We start from the raw sequence: 20217 nt of genomic DNA on the forward strand, positions 1-20217 counted from the left end.
CACGCGCGTCGCACTCATGCCTGTCCGGTCTACCATCCGCCTGCCGCCGGGCGCGCGGATTCGGATGCGGCCGTACTACCGCACGCTCGCCGGTGCCCGCACCACCCGTCCGCCCAGTCGTTCGGTGACCTCGAACCCCTGTTCCCGGAACCAGCGCGCCAGGATCGGGACCGCGGAGTCGTCGTCGCGGAAGGTCGGGACCAGCTGCGCGACGATATGCATCGCGTGTGTGTCGGCGGTGCGGCAGATGTGGCGCAAGGTGGCGGTGCCCAGGCCCATCCGGCGCAGTGGCGGGACGACGTCGATGTGGTCGAGTTTGATGGTGCTGGCGTAGATGTCGAACTGCACCGCGACCGGACCTCGGGTTTCGACCAGACTCGCCGGGTCCGCCGGCACCGGTCGCACATCACCGGGCAGGTGCACGGTCAACCGGCGTCGTGCCTCGTCGTCGGGGGCCATCCGCACGGCCTGCAGCACCCGCTCGGTGAGCTCCTCGATGGCACTGCGGTCACCGTCGGCGGCCAGCGGGCGAATGTCGGTGGTGGTGCGGGCGATTGCGCGCAGGGTGCGCACCCAGTGCGAATCGACCTTGGCGTAGCGCTCGGTGAGCTGATCGATCGTGTGCTCGAGTCCGAAACAGCCGCCGAAGGTTCCGGTGTCCCCGCCCGACAGCACACCCCAGTGGTCGGGGTCCGCGCCGACACCGTTGCGGGCCAGCTCCGCGCGGATCTCATCGCGCCGCCGCTGCGCCTGATCGACCGCGGCGCCGGGCATCACCCGGAACCAGCGCTTCCAGCCGTCCAGGTTCGCGCGGATGCGAGTGCCCGCCAGATCGGCGCACGCCTGCTGGTAGTTGCTCCAGGCTTGCTCCCGCCGCTGGATCAGCTGCCGATCGGGACGGGTGGGATCACCTTCCGCGGTCGGCGTGTTGTCGTCCATACCTATCTACGGTACGACGAAAATCCTGCGTGACCGGGGTGTCAGTGAATCGTGCGTGATGTGTCGCGAGTATCCGGCTGCAGTTGACGGATGCGTGGCCCGGGATTTACCGATCGATTGCGTCTGGCGTGTCGGATTAGGATTTGCTGAGCACCTTGCCACGCAACGACCGCAGCGAATCCGGCAGCAGCGGTTCCTGGCTGGACGGGCGCGGTCCGGCGAACACGTAGACCGCGACCAGCAGGACGCTCAACCACACATAGGTGTCGCCGATCAGATGCTGCCAGGGCGTCCAATGCAATTCGCGATTGTCGTCCCCGGGTTCCCAGTTCTGCGGGCCGATGGTGAACACCACAGCGGTGGCGGCGGTGATCGCGTACCAGATCATGGCCTGCCGGCGCGGCAGCCGCGTGGCGACGCCGATCGCGGCGAGCAGTCCGGGCGCGATCCACACCCAGTGATGCGACCACGAGATCGGCGAGACGAGCAGTGTGAACACCGCGTTGAAGGCCAGCGCGAGTGCGGGATCGGCGACGGCCCGGCGCATCGCCGTCACCACCAGTGCCAGCAGCGCCAGGCTCAACAGCCCCCACAGCGCGGTGAAGGCGGGCTCGGGCACCTGGAAGCGGGCCAGCACGCCCTGGATGGATTGATTGGTGCGGAAGGCCGAACCGCTGAGTCCCGACACATTGCCCATACCGCCGAACCAGTACTTCACCGACTCGTGCGGCATCAGGGCGAAGGCGAGTCCGGTGGCGATCGCGCCGGTGATCGCCGCGGTGATCGCGGCGCGGTAGTCACGCCGAACCAGGAAATACAGCACGAAAGCGGCAGGTGTCAGCTTGATCGCCGCCGCGATACCGATCAGGACACCCCGTGGCCAGCGGGTGCGCTTGGGCAGGCAGTCGGCCGCCACCAGCACCATCAGCAGCAGATTGACCTGGCCGAAGTCCAGTGTCGAACGCACCGGCTCGAGCAGCAGTCCCAGTGGGATCGCGCAGGCACTGGCCCACAGCACCACCTCGGTACCGCCACTGCCCCAGACCCGCCGGGCCACCAGATACAGCGTGATCGCCAGGGCCAGCGTCGAGCAGACGAAGAAACTCACCGCGGCGGTGTTCCACGGCAGCAGCGCGAACGGTCCCAGCGCGACCGCCGCGAACGGGGGATAGATGAACGGCAGACTGATCCCGAGAGTGGTCTTCGGCAGGCTGCCGTACATATCGGCGCCGTCCCACATCGCCTGCACACCGAGCCGGTACACCTGCAGATCGATGAATTCCCGCTTGATCGACTGCAACGGCCAGACCGGGTGCAGCAGCCAGAACACGCTGACGGCGACGAGCAGCGCAGGAACCAGCCAGACGAGCCGGCCGAATCGCCTGACTCCCGGCACACGCGGTCCCGACAGCGGCGGGGCGGATGTGGAGACGCTAACCATCCGGGACGAGGTTACCGACTCCGAGCCCCACAGCGAAGCGGGGGGCGAATTTCCACCGGCGCTACCATGAGTGCCGCTATGACGACTCTGCCCGAGCAGCCGGGAGACGGCTCGGCCGAGGCTCCACTGCTGCTGACGACCGAACCACCGCGCACCCTCTCGTTCGGCGATCAAGCCGCGTTCTGGGCGAATCTGGGGGTCAGCCTCATCGGATTCACCGGCGCGATCTTCGTCCTGCAGCCGAGCGGCCATCCCCAGTTGCCGGTGATCGCGGCGGTGCTCGCGACCGCGGTGGGGACCGTGCTCGGCACGGCGATGGTCGCGGCGGCGGGCGCGGTGGGTGCGCGGACCGGTGCTCCGGCGATGGTGAACTTCCGCGGCCTGTTCGGAACGCGGCTGTCGTATCTGCCGACCGTCGCCAACATCGTGCAATGCATCGGATGGGGTGTGTACGAACTGACGGTGATCGCCGGCGGGGTCGCGGCGCTGACCCATGGCCACCTGCCTCGAATTCCGGTCATCATCGGTGCCGGCGTGCTGTGTACCGCGATGGCGATCTGGCCGTTGAACGTGCTGCACATTCTGCGCAAGTACGTCACCGTCGCGGTGGTGATCGCCATGGGCTGGTTCACCGTTCAGTTCCTGCGTCAGCCACTGCCGCCGGTGTCGGGTACGTCGTGGAGCGGTTTCTTCCCCGGGGTGGACACCGCCCTTGCGGTGGCGGTGTCGTTCGTCCCGCTGGCCGCCGACTACACCCGGCACGCCCGCAGTACGCGGGCGGCCACCGGCGCCACCATGGTCGGCTACTCGATGGCTCAGACCTGGTGCTATCTGCTGGGTGTGGTCGCATTGCTGCGGGTCGGCGGCGATCCCGAGCGGATCTTCGACACCTTCCTCGGCATCGCGGCGGGCTGGCTGTTCTTCGCTGTCCTGGTCCTGCGCGAATCCGATCAGTCCTTCGCCAACGTGTACTCCACCGCCATGTCGCTGCAGAATCTGCTGCCCCGGGTGGATCGCCGCGTCCTCGCCGCGGGGGTGGGCGCGATCGCGACCGTGCTGGCACTCGGTGTGCACGACTTCACCGGATTCTCCAACTTCCTGCTGCTGATCGGATCGGTGTTCGTTCCGCTGTGCGCGGTTCTGGTGGTCGACTACTTCCTCGGCCGGGGCCGGCGGGGCTGGGATCTGTCCGAGACCGCACCGGCCCGGCCGCTGCTGCTGGTGCCGTGGCTGCTGGGCTTCGCCGTCTATCAGGTACTGAATCCGGGCTCGGTGCAGTGGTGGGCGCGGATCTGGTCGCGCGTGCAGGATGTTCTCGGAGTGCATCCGGGCTGGTGGTCGTCGGCGTCGCTGTATTCGTTCCTGGTCGCGGCCGGCTGCACCGCGGTGCTGGTCCGGATCGAGCGGGTGCGGACCCGGACGCCGGTGTGAGTACACCGGACCCCGGCCTCGACACCCGCGTCTTCGCGATGGGGGAAAGCGGGCTGGTGGCACCGGATTTCCCGCCGCTGAGCACGGCCGAGGTCGCGGCGGTGCTCTCCGATTCCGGCGCGCCATCCGGCGAATGGTCCGGGCCGGCCGTGCGGGGCGAGGAGTCCGGCCCGGTCATCGAGTGGCACAGCCGGCGGCCGCTGTCCGCCACGGCCCGCATCCGCCTGCCCGGCGGTACCCGGGTCGTGGTCAAACGCCTGCCGTCGGCACTGCGAGATCCGCGTGCCCTCGCGCCCGAACACGCCTTCGCCGATCACCTGCGCGCACATGGCATTCCTGTTCCGCGAATGCGTGCGCTGGAGCGTGGTGAGTTCACCTACGAGATCCAGGAACTCGGCGGGGGCGAGGACCGCTATCGCGACGAATTCTCCTGGAGCCCTTACCGCTCGACGCGCGAAGCGGCCGCCGCCGGTGCCGCACTCGCCCGCCTGCACCGGGCCGCCGCCGGATTCGACGCACCCGAACGGCCGCCGTGGCCGCTGCGCGCCGCGGTCTGTGCGGATCCGATCGTCACCATCGAGCGCTACTGCGCCGCGCGCCCCGAGGTCGGCCGCTTTCTGGCGGAACTGGATTGGCGCCGGGACTGGGAGCCGCTGGCCGATCGGAGCCGGAACTTCGCCGACCGGATCGCGTCCCTGCCGCCGCTGTGGACACACAACGACTGGCATCCGACGAATCTGCTCTGGACGGGTACCGAGGTCGCCACGGTACTGGATTTCGGCTTGGCCAATCGCACGCTGGCGGTGTTCGACCTGGCCACCGCCATCGAACGCTTCGCAGTGGATTGGCTGGGAACGGGTCGGCTCCGGGTCCGCACCGAGCAACTGACCGCATTTCTGCGTGGCTACAACGAGATTCGCCCCCTCGATGCGGCCGAGCGGGCATTGCTGCCGGATATCTTCCCGCTGGTCCATATCGCATATGAATTGTCCGAAATGGATTACTTTCTCACGATTCCGCCTCGTCGGCAGGTGAGCGCCGCCCGGATCGCTTACCGTAAACATTTCCTTGGTCGTTCGGTATGGGCCGCATCGGCCGAGGGCAACGCCTTCACGACCATGCTGCGAGGACTCAGCATCGAGTGCTGTTAGGTTGCTCACTGCGGGTCACGGGGGATCGGTGACAACGGAGGAGACGGGTGTGGCTGAGCCGACGCCAACGCAGGATACGGCCGGATCGGTGCGGAACCCCCGATGGGGTGGCCTGCTGCGAACCAAATCGGTCGAACAATCCATCCGGGACACCGACGAGCCCGATTCCAAACTCCGCAAGGACCTGACCGCCTGGGACCTCACCGTTTTCGGTGTGGCGGTGGTGGTCGGCGCGGGCATCTTCACCCTCACCGCGCGCACCGCGGGCAATGTGGCGGGGCCGTCGGTATCGCTGGCCTTCGTCTTCGCCGCCGTGGCCTGCGGGCTCACCGCCCTGTGTTACGCCGAATTCGCTTCCACCGTCCCGGTCGCCGGTAGCGCGTACACCTTCTCCTACGCCACCTTCGGCGAGCTGGCCGCGTGGATCATCGGCTGGGACCTCATCCTCGAATTCGCCCTCGCCGCATCGGTGGTCGCGAAGGGGTGGTCGCAGTATCTGGGCGAGGTGATGGGCTCGCGCTCGCCGATCGTGCACATCGGATCGGTCGAATTCGACTGGGGCGCCACTCTGTTGATCGCCATCCTGGCCGTCCTGCTGGCGATCGGCACCAAGGTGTCCTCGCGGGTCTCGGCGATCGCGGTGGCGATCAAGCTGGCCGTGATCGCGGTGGTGCTGGTCGTGGGCATCACCTACTTCAAGCCCTCGAACCTGAAGCCGTTCATTCCGCCGTCGCAGCCGGGCAGTGCGGGGGAGGGGCTGCACCAGACGCTGTTCTCGTGGCTCACCGGTGCCGGTAACAGCACCTTCGGCTGGTATGGGCTGCTGGCCGCGGCCAGTCTGGTGTTCTTCGCGTTCATCGGATTCGACGTCGTGGCCACCACCGCCGAGGAGACCAAGAATCCGCAGCGCAATGTGCCGCGCGGCATCCTGGGATCGCTGGTGATCGTCACGATTCTCTACGTGGCGGTGACGATCGTGCTGACCGGCATGGTGCCCTACACCGAATTGGCCGGCGACGACGCCACTCTCGCCACCGCCTTCGGGTTGCACGGGGTGACCTGGGCGAAGAACGTCATCTCCGTCGGCGCCCTGGCCGGTCTGACCACGGTCGTGATGGTGTTGTACCTGGGCCAGACCCGCGTGCTGTTCGCGATGGCGCGCGACGGCCTGCTGCCTCGGCGGCTGGCCCGCACCGGCCGCTTCGGGACTCCCGTGACCATCACCCTCGGTGTCGGCCTGGTGTGTGCGGTGCTGGCCGGCTTCGTCAATTTCGGCACGCTCGAGGAAATGGTCAACATCGGCACGTTGTTCGCCTTCGTGCTGGTGTCGCTCGGTGTGATCATCCTGCGCCGCACCCGTCCCGATCTGCCGCGCGGTTTCCGGGTGCCGCTGGTACCGCTGGTGCCGATCCTCGGTGTGCTGGCCTGCCTGTGGCTGATGCTCAACCTGTCGGTGGAGACCTGGCTGCGGTTCGTGGTCTGGATGGTGATCGGACTGGTCGTCTACTTCTCCTACGGCGTGCGGCATTCGGTACTGCGCACCGGTCCGGCCCCCGCCTCGGCGGACGCCCCGGACTGAGCGCCGGAAACCGCCGTGCCCGAACCGGATCGCGGTGCGGCGGCCGCGGCCCGGACCAGGGAACGGGCGTGATCGAGCTGGTCGAGAACCGTCTCCCAGTTCACCTCCGCGCTCTGGGGAGGTGTGGGTCGCAGGGAATCGCAGTGGATGCGCAACAGGGTGCGGGTGGCCTCCGCGGCGTGCGCGGCGGCCTGTAGTGCCGCGGCCGGTGGCGCGGTGGTGAAGTGCAGTCCGGCCACCCGGTCGGCGAGCCAGTACGCCTCGAAATGTGCCCGGGCGCAATGCTCCCGGCGCTGCGCCGGATCGTCGGAGGCGTATTTCGCGGTGCCGGGCCCGGCCGCCCGCGCGCGTTCCTCCAAGCTGGACAGATCCGGTGCACCGGTCAGCGAACGCCGGACATCGTCGCCCATCAGGCGGTACAGCAAACCCGCGAGCAGAGCGTGTTCGGCCCCGATGGGATCGGTTCCCGATCTGTCCCGGATTCCGGCCTGCCGCACGGCCGTCTCGGTATCGGCTCGCAACACCGCCAGTGCGGCTCGCAATTGCGCAGTCGTAGCCATCGGCACCTACCCGCTTTCCTGCCGTCCCCGTCCGCCGGATGTGCGTGACGGGGTGCAAGGCTACCTTCTGGCAAATGCTTTGCCCATACCGTCCGGCCAATGATTCGGTCCGAGACGTGTGATCGCCGGCGCGCCGGAGGGATCGGACTCGCGGTAGGTCCGCGCCACCAGCGCCGCCCGCAGGTACCACAGGCCGCCCGGCTGGGCCGGATCCAACCCCGTGAGGTGCGCTATTCGCTTGAGCCGATAGTCGACGGTATTGGTGTGTACCTGCAACTGGCGGGCGGTGCGGCGCCGCGACAGTCCGGTGGCCATGTGCCGGCGCAGCGTCTCGAGTAGGTCCGGATGGTCGTCGAGCGGATCGAGCAGGGTGCCCAGCCGATCCAAACCCGGTCCCGGACGGGTCAATTGGTATTCCATCGCCAGATCGGCGAAGCGGTAGAGCCCCGGCGGGCAGGCCAGCCGCAGTACGGTGTCGAGTAGTTCGTGGACCCGGTCGGCGGTGGTGGAGATCTCCGCTGTCGCCGCGGTGCTGGCGGTGGCGGTGATCCCCACCTGCGCGGCCTCCGACAGCTCCGCGAACACCGCGTCGAGTTCGTCGTCGGCGAACAGCGCCTCCGGTAGCAGCACGGTGCCGCCGTCGACACTCAGCAGTGACAGCACCCGTCCGCTGCCGCGGGCCGCGAGCGCGGCCTGCAGCCGGCGCAGCTTGCGGCGCGCCACCACCTTGCCGTCCACATTGGGATGGGATTCGTCCGGATGTGGCGGAATGCTCACGGCCACCACGACATACGACGGCTCGATCTCGATACCGCCGGCCCGCGCCATCGTCGAGGTGGGATGCCCGGCCAGTAACGCCGAGACCAGGGTGTGCACCGCGGTGTGATGTTCGGTGACCGCGGCCTGATGTTCGCGCACATACGCCAGCGCGACCGCGGGGGTGATGGTGTCGAGGATGCGCAGCAGCAGCTGTGCCGGATTCTCCGGGCGCAGTGTGGGATCGGTCTGGGTGACCAGCAGATCGAAGGCCAGCCGGAAACCCTCGTGCACCGCGTGATGCACGGTGTCGATCGGGATGCCCTCGCGTGCCCAGTTCGCGGCCGCCCGCTGCAGCCGCGCCACCTTCTCGCCGGCCTCGCGACCCTCGAGGATGTCGACGGTCAACTCGAGGCACACCCTGGTCACCGTGGTGATATCGCCGTGCAGGGCATCACCGGGCAGGGTGGAGCACGGCGCCACATGCTCGGCGAAGTGGCCGACCAGTTGCCGAGACAGCACCCGGACATCGTGGCGGGGGTGTGTATTCATCTGGGCACTACCCTTCTCACTGCTCGCCGGCGCGAGCCGAAAACATAGCGAGGCCCGGGGACGGGTCGCAATCGTTCGGCATGAAAGTGCCACTCGATCAACATGTTCCGGCTTCGTCCCGCACGGTCCGGGGAACCGCCGGTCCGCCGGGTGCCGGGCGCAGCCGATGAACCGCCAGGGCCGCCGCCAGCAGCCGCGATCCGCCGGGGTCGCTCGGATCGGCACCGGTCAGTTCGGCGATCCGGCGCAGCCGATAGGTGAACGTGTTGGGGTGGACATGGATTTCGGCGGCCGCCGCCTTGCGATCGGAGCCGTGGCGCAGATGGGCGTCCAGGGTTTCCATCAGATGTGGTGTGCGGCGCAGCGGAACGATCCGATCGGCGAGCCGGTCGCGGGCCGGGCCCGGACGCGTGAGCTGATATTCCAGCAGCAGATCGTCGAGCCGGTAGACACCCGTGGGACGGCCGGACAGCCGGGCCAGCTGCGCGATCTCGGTGGCTTCGCGCGCGGCGACCGGTACCGCTTCCCGTGCGGTCCAGGAGGTTTCGGCGATCATCACATCGGTCCCGAACTGCTCGGCGAGTTCGGTCGCGAGAGTCGCGCCGGTGGTCTCGTGTGATCCCGATCCGGCGGGGAGCAGGACGATCGCCGATTCACCATCGAAGGTGTGCAGCGCGGCGGCACCGGCAATCCGGTCCAGTGCGTGCTGCAGAATCCGGATCCTTCGGCGTACCAGCAGATTCGCCGCCGTGGCGGGTTCGGGGTCGGTGCGCAACTGCACCGCCAGTACCGCATAGTGTTCGGCCAGTACGGCATCGGCGCGCGCGGCCTGTCCGGCGGCCGGTTGCCCGTCCACCAGTGCCGCGCACAGCGCCCGCCGGGCCTCGCGTTCGGGGTGATAGATCGATTGCTCGACCGCGGCGTATCCCTCGACGGTGATCACGTTGATGTGCATGAGCAATTCGAGTGTGCGCGAGCCGAACTCGACCAGCTGGTCCACCTCGTCCGGTTCGCTCAGCGACACCGCCTCCTGGAGCACCTGCTGCGCGGACAGGTGCACCGCTTCCATCAGCATGCGCAGTGGTAGCCGATCCTCGGCATGCCGTTCCACCACCGGTCCCACGAAGGCGGACACCTCGTCCTGGGTGAATTCGCGCCCTTGCTCGATCGAGCGCAGGAAGGCGCGTGCGCAGCCGTGGATCGCCGGTAGCACCTCGACGAAATGGTCGGCGGGCAGATCGGCCGCCGGAGCCGTGGTGCCCAGACCGGAGGAGAGGATGCGTTCGGCGACCTGGGGCAGGCGGTCGAGCATGCGCCCGGCGATCCCCGGCAAGGCCGAAGAAGGTGACGACGCGGACGAAACGGCAACCGGCATGGGCCGATTGTGGCGGGCGACAGGGGTTCCGGCAAGACCTCCGGGGCGGTCGCAGGGGAAATGGTCTCCGGCGACAAAACTCCCGCCGGGATCTGTGTATCGAAGCGCAGTGACTTCGCCACGCCGGCCGAGAGACTGGACGCGGGGCGATCGGAGAAATCGTCCGGTGCGCAGACGGCGATGTGTTCGCCGCGGGCGGCGGCGATCGCACCGCATGCGCTGGATCCGTCCGGTCAGTCGGAATCCGTTGTGTGCCTTCGACCCGTGGTTCCTCGGCGGCGGAGACACATTGTGAGCGACCGTATCCGGCCGCCGCGGCCCGATCGCGATCCGTTCCAGCGGTCGCCGCGGATGCCGATGGTGCGGGGCGTCCACGACGAGCTGATCGCGGTGGCGGAGGTGGATGTGCCGGTGCGCCGCTACCGCGAGGCCGGCGCCGGCCTCACCTGTCGGCGGGATCGGCTCGGCGCCCGTCCACCACTGGAGTTCCTGGCCGTTCCGGTGCTGGTCGACTGGATTGCCGACCGATTCGCCGGGTGGCCCCGGCACCCGCACGGTCCGGTCGCCGGCGATGTCCAGACGCGCGCTGCCGGGCCATCGCCGTGGGGCGGTGCCGACCGTGCGGCGGCTGACCGGCCGCCGGATTCGGGGTGTGGGGACCGCCGGTCCGGCCGCGGATCTCACCGTCGCGGTGACGCGTCCGGGCCGGTCGGCGGTGGTGGACGGCCCGCGATCGCGGCTGTGAACGGGCGTGGACCGGTCGGTTGACCTGGAACACGCAGGTGATGGCCGCTTTCATGGATGTGGTGTGTCCGGCTGCGGGCCGGGCCAGGTGTGAGGTTCAATAAGAGTCGGCCGACGAGTCGTCATCGCCACGTCGCCGCGCATGCTCTGCGCTCCAACCGGAATCACCTCAGTACCGGCATCACCTCAGCATCCGAGAGGACAACGAACGTGAGCATGGTTCTCGTCGCACACGATATGTACACCACCGTGCTGGCTCAGGTCGGCAACCCCACGCCGGAAACTCCGCCGGCGGCAGACAAGCTGCTGAAGCTGGTTCGCTACTTCACCTGGTTCGTCCTGCTGTCCGGGGTCACCGCCATCACCTACGGTGGCGGCCGCTTCGCCTGGGAAAAGTGGAGCGGCGGCGGCCTGGAATCGCCGAAGATGATCGCCGGCGCCATGATCGGCGGTGGTGTCGCCACCAGTGCGGGCACCATCATGAACGCCGTCATCGGGAGCTGACCGGTCCGCGGGTGCGCCGAGCCCGGCACACCCGCGTCGGTTACCTCAGTTCTGCCCGAGCATTCCGCGCATCTGCTGAATTTCGGCCTGCTGCGCGGTGATGATGTTCTGTGCCGACGTCTTCGCATCGGCATTCGTGCCGTCGGCGAGCTCGGTGTTCGCCATATCCACCGCGCCCTGGTGGTGTTCGATCATCATCTGCAACCACATCCGGTCGAAATCGGCCCCGGTGGCGTTCCGCAGCCGGGTCATCTGATCCTGGGTCATCACCCCGTCCATCGGATGATCCATGGTGGCTTGCGGCGCGGGTTTCCCGAAACTCTTCAACAGCGCCGCGAACTGCTCCATCTCCGGCGCCTGTGCCTTCTCCACATTCGCGGCCAGCGTGATGAGCTGCTGATTCTGTGAGCGTGCCGGAACCAGTTTCGCCATCTCGACCGCTTGCGCGTGATGCGGGTACATCATCGTCGCGAAGGCGACATCGGCATCGTCGAAATCGGTGCGGGTGGAGGTCGCGGGGGTGCTGCCGTGCTGCATACCCGGCATATCGGCCATCGCCGAACTCGGCGACGGTGCCGCGGAGCTGCCGGAATCGTCGCTGCCACAGCCGGCGACGATCAGGGCGCCGGCGGCGAGGGCGGCCGCCGCCGCGATTCGGATACGAGAAATGAACATGATTGTGCTCCTGGGGAATTGCGATGGGTGAATCGGCGGACCCGTATCCGCGCGCGGATACGGCGGGTCCGTCAGATCCGCAGAATCGCCAATTCGGCCAGGGAGAGCACGGTCCATGGGGGCGGGCGGGCGCGGCGGACATCCGAACCGGTCCGGCGGCCGGAACCGGGCCGCCCGTCGGCGCCGACCCAGGCGATGACCGCCAGTCCGAGTGCCAGAGCCAATGCCACCAGCACGAATACGCATGCGTGCATACCGCCGTGTGGCATGCAGCCGTCGCAGCCGGAGTCCGTCGTCGCCTGCGGAGACGGTGTGGGATCGGCCGCGGGAACGCCCGTGTGGTGCGTGTGGCCCCCGAGCGCCACGTGCGCCGCCGGTGAATCGTGGACCGCCGATGGAGCCGGCGCCGCCATGGCGTGTCCGGTGGCGAAGACCAGGGTGTGCATCAGCGCGATGCCCAGCATCAGCGTCAGTACGCCGAGTGCCCGGACATATCCGGGCACCATCGGGAACCGGTTCGGCGCGGGCACGCCGCCCAGTGTACGCACGGCCGGGTTACCCCCGGGCGGTATGGGTCCGGCTAGCCGGTGGCGATGTCGATCACCAGGCGCACCGGGTTGTCCAGCGCGCTCACCGAGAAGGGCGGCCGGTCTCCGTTCACCCCGATGAACGACTGTGTCGTGCCCTCGTAGGCGTTGGTGCCGTACACCCCGGCGATGCCCGGTGCGCTGGGATCGGTCGCGGGATCCGGCCCGTCGTAGGGGGTGACGCCGCTGTCCCACGGATAGGCCGACCCCAGGATCTGGACCTCGAGTATCGAATTACCGGCGATCTCGAGCTGTCTGCCGCTGCCGTCCTGTACGGCCCGGTCGGTGTACTGTGCCCGCCAGCCGGGCGGGCCGCCGGTGCCGCCGAGTTCGTATACGACCCGATCGAATCCCGGATGGTGGCCGATGCGCACACCGGTCACGGTGAGCCGGGAATCATTGGCGGGCACGGCCTCCTGGGGTGTGGTCACCGACGGTGCGGCGGCGGTCGGCTCGGGTGTCGATGGGACGGATCTGATCGTCGGCGCGGGTGTGGTCGGATTCGTGTTCCCATCCGAGCAACCCGCCAGCAGTGCGAGCCCGGCGACCACCGTCGATGCCAGCCTGATGCGCATGAGGCTGATGGTAGGCCGGATCGGGCGAGGGGTCGTGGTGACGACACGGCAACGGTCTAGCACACTGTAGGAATGCTGGAGGTCGACGATGTGCTGGGCCGCTTGCGGCGGTATCCAGATGTGGAAGCAGTGAATCTCTACGCTGTCGATGCCGCCGACCGGCTGATCCTCGATACTGCTGCGGATTTGCTGGCAGCGGCGGGTGACGGGCGGGTCGCGGTGATCGATGACGGTTACGGCGCACTGACACTGGGTGCGGCAGCCGGTCACGGGCTGCGTGACATCCGGGTCCACCAGGATCTGCTCACCGGTGAACAGGCGCTCGCGCACAATGCCAGAGCGGCCGGCCTGTCGGATCGCTATCGGCCACTCGGACTCGGCCCCGAGTTGCTCGACGGTGTCACCGTGGTGCTGCTGCGCCTGCCGCGCGTGCTCTCGGGGCTGACCGAAATCGCCGATGCGATCGCCCGATACGCCGATCCGGGCGTGACCGTCGTCGCCGGGGCGCGCGACAAGTACCTGACTCCCGCGATGAACGAGGTGCTGGCCGAGTACTTTTCCGGTGTCCAGGCCAGCCGTGGCCGGCAGAAATCGCGGACCATCACCGCGACCGGACCGATATCGCCCGGTACGCAGCGTTTTCCGGTGCGGGAACAACTCGGCGAACTGCACCTCGAGGTGGTCGCGCACGGTGCCGCGTTCTCCGGCCCGCGCCTGGATATCGGCACCCGGTTCCTGCTCGATCACCTGGACCGGATGAAACCCGACGCCCGCGAGGCCATCGATCTCGGTTGTGGCACCGGCATTCTGGCCACCGCACTGGCCAAGGCGCGCCCGCACATCACGGTGGTCGGCACCGATCAATCCGCCGCCGCGGTGGCCTCCGCGCGCGCCACCGCCGCCGCCAACGGCGTCGGTGACCGAGTCACGGTGGTGCGCGACGACGCCATGGCCGCGGTCGGTGATCGCAGTACGGATCTGGTCCTGTGCAACCCCCCTTTCCATGTCGGCGCGGCGGTGCACACGGGCTCGGCGATCAAGATGTTCTCCGAGACCGGCCGGGTGCTGCGGCCGGGAGGTGAACTGTGGACCGTCTACAACAGTCATCTGAACTATCGCGGGGTCATGGACCGTCTGGTCGGAGCGACCGATGTCGTCGGCCGTAATCGCAAATTCACCGTCACTCGGTCCGTGTGTGGCCTGCACAGCGCCCGGCGAGAGTAGATTACGCGCAAGTACAGTCTGATATGTCCGATTTTCTGTCCGGTTCGGGAACTTGCTCCCCGGCCGGATCGTTGGATACTCAGACACGGACACGACGGTCGTGGACCGCTACTTCGGAAAGGCACGGGAACGGTGCGCACCACAAGCAACCCGATCTTCAAAAATTTGCCGAAACAACAGGGCGGCGGATACGCGGGATTCGGTTCGGCGGCTGCGGGCGCCGGGCAGTTCGCGCAGTACGGCCAGCAGCAGAACCCCTACGGCGTTCAGCAGGGATATCAGGAGGCCCCGGCCACCCGGCCGATGACGATCGACGATGTCGTCACCAAGACCGGCATCACGCTCGGTGTGGTCACCCTGGCCGCGATCATCGCCTACGGTGCGACGGCCGCGAACCACTCGCTGGCCCCGCTGTTCGTGATCGTGGGTGGTCTGGTCGGCTTCGTGCTGGTCATGGTCGCCACCTTCGGTCGCAAGCAGGACAACAAGGCCATCGTGCTGAGCTACGCGGCGGCCGAGGGCCTGTTCCTGGGCGCGCTGTCGTTCATGTTCACCAACGTCGAATTCGGTGGTGTCGGTGGCGGCGGCCTGATCGCTCAGGCGGTCCTCGGCACCTTCGGTGTGTTCTTCGGCATGCTCGTGGTGTACAAGACCGGAGCCATCCGGGTCACACCGCGGTTCACCCGCATGCTGGTCGGCGCCATGATCGGCGTCATCGTGCTGATGCTGGGCAACCTGATCGCCGCCTTCTTCACCCCCGGCGGCTTCGGTCTGCGCGACGGCGGCACCATCGCGATCATCTTCAGCCTGGTCTGCATCGCCATCGCGGCGTTCAGCTTCCTGCTGGACTTCGACGCCGCTGATCAGCTGATTCGCGCCGGGGCTCCGGAGAAGGCCGCATGGGGCGTCGCCCTGGGCCTGACCGTCACCCTGGTCTGGCTGTACCTCGAGATCCTGCGTCTGCTGAGTTATCTGCAGAACGACTGATACCGCGCCCGGTCACGGGCTCGACATCCGAACAGGTGGTCGCCGATCCGGCGGCCGCCTGTTCGCATTTCCGGGCGTGGCCGGTGGCGATGCTGGTCCGATCGTGGATGACGACGGGTGGTTGCCGGATCGGCAACCACCCGTCGTCATCCACGATGATCAGCTCAGGCGATGCGCCCGCGCGGCGTCGTCACTTCGCCGGGAAGGGCGCATTGACGGTGGTGAAGTATTGGACCGCCGCCATGACCGCCGCGGGGGCGGTGACGAGCAGTTGTCCCGCGACGGTGCCCAGGGCTCCCACCGCGACGACTCCGCCGAGGCAACCCACCGCGGCGGCCGGGATGAAGGGCCCGAACATGCCGACGATTGTGGCCGCCGCGACCGTCGCGCCGGCGATTCCGCCGAGCACGCAACCGGCGGCGGCGCCGCCCAGTCCGCCGATCAGGGTGCCCAGGCTCGCGCCCGTCATGATGGTGCTCGACATCCGGGTCCAGGCGGCCTGTTCACGGTCGTAGGGGGTCTTCCACGGGGCGGTGTCGTCATAGGGGAGGGCGACCGGTCGATAGGTGGCGTGCGCGAGATCGAATCGCGGGGTCAGGGTGGCGGTTCGCCCGGCGATGTCGGCGTCGATCGGGAAGACGAAGTCGTCGACGCGGAACGACAGATCGGTGCCGGCCAGCGTGGTGCCGTCCGCCGCCCGGACCGTGAATACGCCGTGGTCGTTCACCAGCGAACCGGCGTCGGTCGCGATGATCGTCTGGGTGGGAGTGGTGGTGGCGGTGTAGTTCACCGCTGGGTCGGCGGGGTTGGCCGTCGCCAATCCAGTTGATGCAACAGTAACGCCGACAGCGGTGGCGAGCATGGAGCAGGCCAGGTTGATTTTCCTCATCGAATTGCTTTCTCTTCGTTCCCGGACGATTCGATCCGTTTTTCCGGATCGGCAAACGTGCCCGACTCGGGGAAATGCGGGTCCGGTGAAATTGTGTTGTGAACTCACTGCGGTATCAGGGGCGGTACGTCCCGGGCAGTGGTGTGTGCGGAATTCCTGTTGTACAGGAATGAATTCCGAATATTTCGCGCGTGCGGTGCGGGTCGGACTAGGTCGCCGCGGGCATTCCGTCCTCGGTTGCCGCGTGGCCGTGTGCTCCGGCGACCTGCCGACGCCGCGGTTCCTCCGCGAACAGCAGCAGCGCCAGCGAGCCGATCAGGCACAGCACCGCCATGGCGATGAATCCGCCGTCGTAGGTACCGGTTCGGTCCACGATGAAGCCCATGACCGACGGGGCGATGATGCCGGCGAGTGCGAAGCACGCATCGGCGAATCCCGCTGCGGTGCCGGGCTGTGCGGGGGCGGCGTCGATGGCGGCGACCCACCAGATGCCGCCGGTGACGAATCCGAACCCCACTCCGGCGGAGATGCAGATCAGGGCCACCGTCAGATTCCCGCGAACCACGAGGATCGGCAGGATCGAGGCGCCGGCGAGCAGCAGTGCCACACCGATGATCACGAATCGCGATCGGATGCTGTGCGTCTTCTTGTAGACGCGATCGACGATGATGCCGCCGATCAGCGCGCCCACCACACCGGCCGCCCAGGGCGCGATGGAGAATGCGCCGACTGCCTTGATCGACAGTCCGAACTCGCCCTTCAGATACTGCGGGAGCCAATACATGAAGGCCCAGAACATGAATCCCCAGGAGAAGTAGCCGAGACCGACCAGCCAGAGATTGCGGTTGCGCAGGATCGCGCCCCAATCGGTGCTCGACTCGTGACTGCTGTCCTCGCCGTCCAGTTGCCCGGCGCGGATGTAACGCAATTCCTCCTCGGAGACGAATGATGCCTCGTTCGGCGAGTTCCGCAGCGACGGATAGGCGACGACCACCCACGCGACACCCGCGAGGGCGAGCACCCAGAACATGCCCTTCCAGCCGGTGAACGCGATCAACTGGGTCAGGATGGGGCCGCCGATCAGCAGGCTGCCGGAGACCGCGACACCGCCGATGAGCGCCAGTGCCTTACCGCGCTCCTGGGTGGGCAACCAGCGGCTGGCGATCCTGGTGGCCGCCGGGAAACAGGGCGCCTCACCCGAACCCAGGATGAGCCGGAGCAGGATCAGGCCCATGAACCCACCCGCGAACGGGGTCAACGCGGTCGCCGCCGCCCAGATGAACATTCCGGTGATCAGGACGCGGCGTGAGCCGAAACGGTCGACCAGCGGTCCGGACAACAGGGCGAAAAGCATATAGCCGATCGAGAATGCGGAACTGATGATTCCGTAATCACTGGGAGTGATTCCGAATTCATCCCGCAGGTCACTCGCGGCGAACGAGATTGCGCTGCGGTCGATATAATTCACCACCACCAATCCCAGAATTATGGCAATAGTCAGCCAACGCGATTTCATAGCGAACTCCTCGGATGAAGCTGTGGCGGGTCAGATGACTCCGCGCAACCGCAGATTGTCGATGTCCTCGGGGCTGTGCCCGAGGTGGGTGAGGACCGTGTCGGTGTCGGCACCTGCGGGTCGTCCGGTGTGGCGGATGGTGCCGGGGGTCCGGCCCATTCGCCACATCACGTTGTGCATACGCATCGGTCCGAGCTCGTCGTCGTCGACGGTGGTGATCATGTCGGTCGCGACGACCTGCGGATCGACCAGGAGATCGCTCGGTCGGTAGACCGGCGCGACCGCGGCGCCGGCCTCCTCGAAAACGCTGGTGACCTCGTCGCGGGTGCGATCGCGGATCCAGTCGCCGACATAGCGGTCGAGTAGATCCGCGTGCTGGGCGCGCGTCCGCCCGGTGGCGAACCACTCCTCGTCCAGGACCTCGGGATGGCCCACGATGCGCATGACACGTTCCGCGATCGCCTGCGCGCTGGTGGAAATCGCCACCCAGTGATCGTCCTTGGTGCGATACAGATTGCGCGGGGCGTTGTTCTGTGACCGGTTACCGGTCCGTTCCTGGTCGATGCCGAGCTGGTCGGCGTAGATGACGCCCGGACCCACGGCGGTCATGATCGGGGTGAGGAGATCGAGGTCGATCTCCTGGCCGGCACCACCGTTGCGCTCACGGTCGAGCAGGGCCATCGATACCGCCGCGGATCCGGCGACTCCGGCGATGGAGTCGGCCAGCCCGAAGGCCGGCAGGGTGGGCGGACCATCGGGTTGCCCGGTCAGATGTGCGAAGCCGCTCATCGATTCGACCAGGGTGCCGAAGGCGGGCCGCTTCGCGTAGGGGCCGTGCTGTCCGAAGCCGGTGACGCGCAACATGATCAATCCGGGATTGGCGGCCGAGAGCTCGGCGTAGGACAGACCCCAGCGTTCGAAGGTACCGGGCCGGAAGTTCTCGACGACGACATCCGCTTCGCGTGCGAGTTCACGAAAGATCGCCTGCCCGTCCGCGGTGTTCAGATTCAGCGTGATCGCCTGTTTGTTGCGGCTGATCATCTTCCACCACAACGGAATACCGTTCTTGTCGAGTCCGTGCCCGCGCATCCCGTCCGGCTTGCCCGGGTGTTCGATCTTGATCACCTCCGCCCCGAAATCGCCCAGGATCTGGGCTGCGAGCGGTCCGGCCAGAATGGTGGAGGCATCGAGAACCTTCAGCCCGCGCAGTGGTCCCGCGGGCGGGTTCTCGTTCGTATCGTCGGTCACCGAGCAGCTCCTCAGTACGGCCGGGACAGGTAGCGACCGGCGGGACTGCCGGTGATCGTGCCGTCGGCGAGCACTCGATTGCCTCGGACGAAGGTATCGGTGACCGCGGCGGTCAGTTCGAACCCTTCGAACGGTGTGTACTCCTGGGTGGATTCGGAATCGGCCGCGCGCACGGTCCACGTCCGGTCGGGGTCGACGATCGCGATATCGGCGTCGGCGCCCTCGGCGAGACGGCCCTTACCGGGCAGGCCGTACCGATCGGCCGGGTTCGATGCGGTGAGCTGCGCGATCCGGCGCAACGACACACCGCGCTTGCGTCCCTCGCTGATCAGGCCGGGCAGCAGGTATTCGGTGCCACCGAATCCGGACTTCGCGGCGAACACGTCGTCGCGGTCCTCGCCGAACTTCACCTCGTCCTTGCAGCAGGCGTGGTCGGAGACGACCCAGTCGATGTTTCCGGCGAGCAGATGCTCCCACAGCGCCTCGACGTCCTCGCGCGGGCGAATCGGCGGATTCACCTTGGCGCCCAGACCGTTCGCGTTGTCGATATCGGTGAGCAGGTGCCCGATGGTGACCTCGCGGCGGAAGTTCACGTGCGGGAACGCCTCGGCCATCTTCATGGCCGCCTTCAGTGCCTTGGCCGAACTCAGGTGCAGCAGATTGATATTCGGCAGCCCCGTCTCGTCGGCGAGGAAGGAGGCTATGGTCACGGCCAGTCCCTCGGAGTGCTGCGGGCGCGAAGCGCTGTACGCGGCCAGGCCGCTGAGCGTGCCCTCCTGCTCGACGATCTTGGTGTAGGCGCTCATGATCTCGGCGGTCTCGCAGTGCAGCGACAGCGAGATGTGTTCGGCGAGTTCGGGAAACTGCTCCCGGGCTTTCTGGACCCCGCGCATGACGAACTCGAAATGCGCGATGTCGTAGCGCTCGTCCTCCGGAATCATCAGGAAATCGCTCTGCGACGCGGAGCGCCCGTGCAGACCGTGGCTGCCGTAGAACATGAAGATCTTGAACGAGGTCACGCCCTGATCGGCGGCCAGGTCCGGGATCTCGCCGATGTGCTGCTTGGACATCGGCGCCAGATGGAAGGCGTAGTCGATGTAGCTGCGCCCGGCCGAGGCGTCGAGCACCTCCGGGAAGAAGTCCGCGTAGGCGCCGCCCTTGTTGAGGTAGTACTGCCCGGTGCGCATGTAGGTCAGCGCCGTGGTGACTCCGCCCTGCGCGCTCGCGCGGGACTCGGTGGCGGTGTCCTGGGCCAGCGGGTTGTAGATACCCCAGTGCTGGTGCGCGTCGACCACACCGGGGAAGACGAGTCTGCCGGTGGCATCGACGATTTCGGCACCCGCCACGGCATCGCCGCTCAGGTCGGGACCGATGGCGGCGATCTTGCCGTCGACGACGAGGATGTCGGCGGACTCCCCGTTCTCCGGCGCCGCGTTGTCGGTGCGCACGACGGTGCCGTTCTTGATGAGGTAGTTGGTCATGAT

General features: G+C 67.5%; 19 protein-coding genes. 7 read left to right on the plus strand and 12 right to left on the minus strand.

Going from position 1 to position 20217, the window contains the following annotated elements:
• Positions 1-75: 75 nt before the first annotated feature.
• Positions 76-939 (minus strand): hypothetical protein, encoded by an 864-nt coding sequence (locus AB0L57_RS24430; RefSeq protein ID WP_364966364.1) that lies wholly within the window; start codon positions 937-939, stop codon positions 76-78.
• 136 nt (positions 940-1075) lie between these two features.
• Positions 1076-2380, minus strand: a complete 1305-nt coding sequence (locus tag AB0L57_RS24435) for a glycosyltransferase 87 family protein (RefSeq protein ID WP_364966367.1) — start codon at positions 2378-2380, stop codon at positions 1076-1078.
• A 78-nt stretch (positions 2381-2458) separates the two neighbouring features.
• Between AB0L57_RS24435 and AB0L57_RS24440 the strand changes: the two genes are divergently transcribed.
• The 3 genes from AB0L57_RS24440 to AB0L57_RS24450 all read left to right on the plus strand — a co-directional run bounded on the left by AB0L57_RS24440 (position 2459) and on the right by AB0L57_RS24450 (position 6541).
• A complete protein-coding gene (locus AB0L57_RS24440; protein ID WP_364966370.1) occupies positions 2459-3811 on the plus strand; it encodes a cytosine permease in 1353 nt (450 codons plus the stop codon).
• Positions 3808-4962, plus strand: coding sequence for a phosphotransferase (locus AB0L57_RS24445; RefSeq protein ID WP_364966373.1), 1155 nt, complete (start codon positions 3808-3810; stop codon positions 4960-4962). Before AB0L57_RS24440 ends, AB0L57_RS24445 begins: the two co-directional genes overlap by 4 nt.
• An 88-nt stretch (positions 4963-5050) precedes the next feature.
• Positions 5051-6541, plus strand: a complete 1491-nt coding sequence (locus AB0L57_RS24450; RefSeq protein WP_364966376.1) for an amino acid permease — start codon at positions 5051-5053, stop codon at positions 6539-6541.
• Here AB0L57_RS24450 and AB0L57_RS24455 read toward each other — a convergent pair.
• The 3 genes from AB0L57_RS24455 to AB0L57_RS24465 all read right to left on the minus strand — a co-directional run bounded on the left by AB0L57_RS24455 (position 6475) and on the right by AB0L57_RS24465 (position 9784).
• Positions 6475-7101, minus strand: a complete 627-nt coding sequence (locus tag AB0L57_RS24455) for a hypothetical protein (protein ID WP_364966379.1) — start codon at positions 7099-7101, stop codon at positions 6475-6477. The genes AB0L57_RS24450 and AB0L57_RS24455 overlap by 67 nt on opposite strands.
• 60 nt (positions 7102-7161) lie before the next feature.
• Positions 7162-8409, minus strand: a complete 1248-nt coding sequence (locus AB0L57_RS24460) for a helix-turn-helix domain-containing protein (RefSeq protein ID WP_364966382.1) — start codon at positions 8407-8409, stop codon at positions 7162-7164.
• A gap of 97 nt (positions 8410-8506) precedes the next feature.
• Positions 8507-9784, minus strand: coding sequence for a helix-turn-helix domain-containing protein (locus AB0L57_RS24465; RefSeq protein ID WP_364966385.1), 1278 nt, complete (start codon positions 9782-9784; stop codon positions 8507-8509).
• A 291-nt stretch (positions 9785-10075) separates the two neighbouring features.
• On the opposite strand from AB0L57_RS24465, the gene AB0L57_RS24470 reads away from it, so the two are divergent.
• A complete protein-coding gene (locus AB0L57_RS24470; RefSeq protein ID WP_364966387.1) occupies positions 10076-10552 on the plus strand; it encodes a hypothetical protein in 477 nt (158 codons plus the stop codon).
• Positions 10553-10744: 192 nt separating this feature from the next.
• A complete protein-coding gene (locus AB0L57_RS24475; RefSeq protein WP_364966532.1) occupies positions 10745-11032 on the plus strand; it encodes a hypothetical protein in 288 nt (95 codons plus the stop codon).
• Positions 11033-11077: 45 nt separating this feature from the next.
• Here the strand turns inward: AB0L57_RS24475 and AB0L57_RS24480 are convergent, their stop codons facing one another.
• The 3 genes from AB0L57_RS24480 to AB0L57_RS24490 form a co-directional block, all read right to left on the minus strand.
• Entirely contained in the window at positions 11078-11707 is a 630-nt protein-coding gene (locus AB0L57_RS24480) for a DUF305 domain-containing protein (RefSeq protein ID WP_364966390.1), read from the minus strand.
• A 71-nt stretch (positions 11708-11778) separates the two neighbouring features.
• Positions 11779-12237: a DUF6153 family protein gene (locus tag AB0L57_RS24485; RefSeq protein ID WP_364966393.1), complete on the minus strand. Its 459-nt coding sequence runs from the start codon at positions 12235-12237 to the stop codon at positions 11779-11781.
• A 50-nt stretch (positions 12238-12287) separates the two neighbouring features.
• Positions 12288-12869, minus strand: a complete 582-nt coding sequence (locus tag AB0L57_RS24490) for a hypothetical protein (protein WP_364966396.1) — start codon at positions 12867-12869, stop codon at positions 12288-12290.
• 72 nt (positions 12870-12941) lie between these two features.
• Here AB0L57_RS24490 and AB0L57_RS24495 point away from each other — a divergent pair, with 72 nt between their 5' ends.
• Together AB0L57_RS24495 and AB0L57_RS24500 are read left to right on the plus strand one after the other, a co-directional pair.
• Positions 12942-14093 carry a methyltransferase gene (locus AB0L57_RS24495; protein ID WP_364966397.1) on the plus strand — a complete coding sequence of 384 codons (1152 nt, stop codon included), beginning with the start codon at positions 12942-12944 and terminating at the stop codon, positions 14091-14093.
• A 132-nt stretch (positions 14094-14225) separates the two neighbouring features.
• Entirely contained in the window at positions 14226-15080 is an 855-nt protein-coding gene (locus AB0L57_RS24500; RefSeq protein WP_364966399.1) for a Bax inhibitor-1/YccA family protein, read from the plus strand.
• A 190-nt stretch (positions 15081-15270) separates the two neighbouring features.
• On the opposite strand, the gene AB0L57_RS24505 is transcribed toward AB0L57_RS24500, so the two are convergent.
• The 4 genes from AB0L57_RS24505 to AB0L57_RS24520 all read right to left on the minus strand — a co-directional run bounded on the left by AB0L57_RS24505 (position 15271) and on the right by AB0L57_RS24520 (position 20214).
• Positions 15271-15969: a hypothetical protein gene (locus AB0L57_RS24505; RefSeq protein ID WP_364966401.1), complete on the minus strand. Its 699-nt coding sequence runs from the start codon at positions 15967-15969 to the stop codon at positions 15271-15273.
• A 208-nt stretch (positions 15970-16177) separates the two neighbouring features.
• Entirely contained in the window at positions 16178-17485 is a 1308-nt protein-coding gene (locus AB0L57_RS24510) for an MFS transporter (RefSeq protein ID WP_364966404.1), read from the minus strand.
• Between the two features lie 30 nt (positions 17486-17515).
• A complete protein-coding gene (locus tag AB0L57_RS24515) occupies positions 17516-18733 on the minus strand; it encodes a CoA transferase (protein WP_364966406.1) in 1218 nt (405 codons plus the stop codon).
• An 11-nt stretch (positions 18734-18744) separates the two neighbouring features.
• Complete coding sequence (locus tag AB0L57_RS24520) at positions 18745-20214, minus strand: dihydroorotase family protein (protein WP_364966409.1); 1470 nt, start codon at positions 20212-20214, stop codon at positions 18745-18747.
• Between the last annotated feature and the right edge of the window lie 3 nt (positions 20215-20217).

Origin of the sequence: Nocardia sp. NPDC052254 (assembly GCF_040679495.1) — a bacterium.
Taxonomy (GTDB): Bacteria; Actinomycetota; Actinomycetes; order Mycobacteriales; family Mycobacteriaceae; genus Nocardia.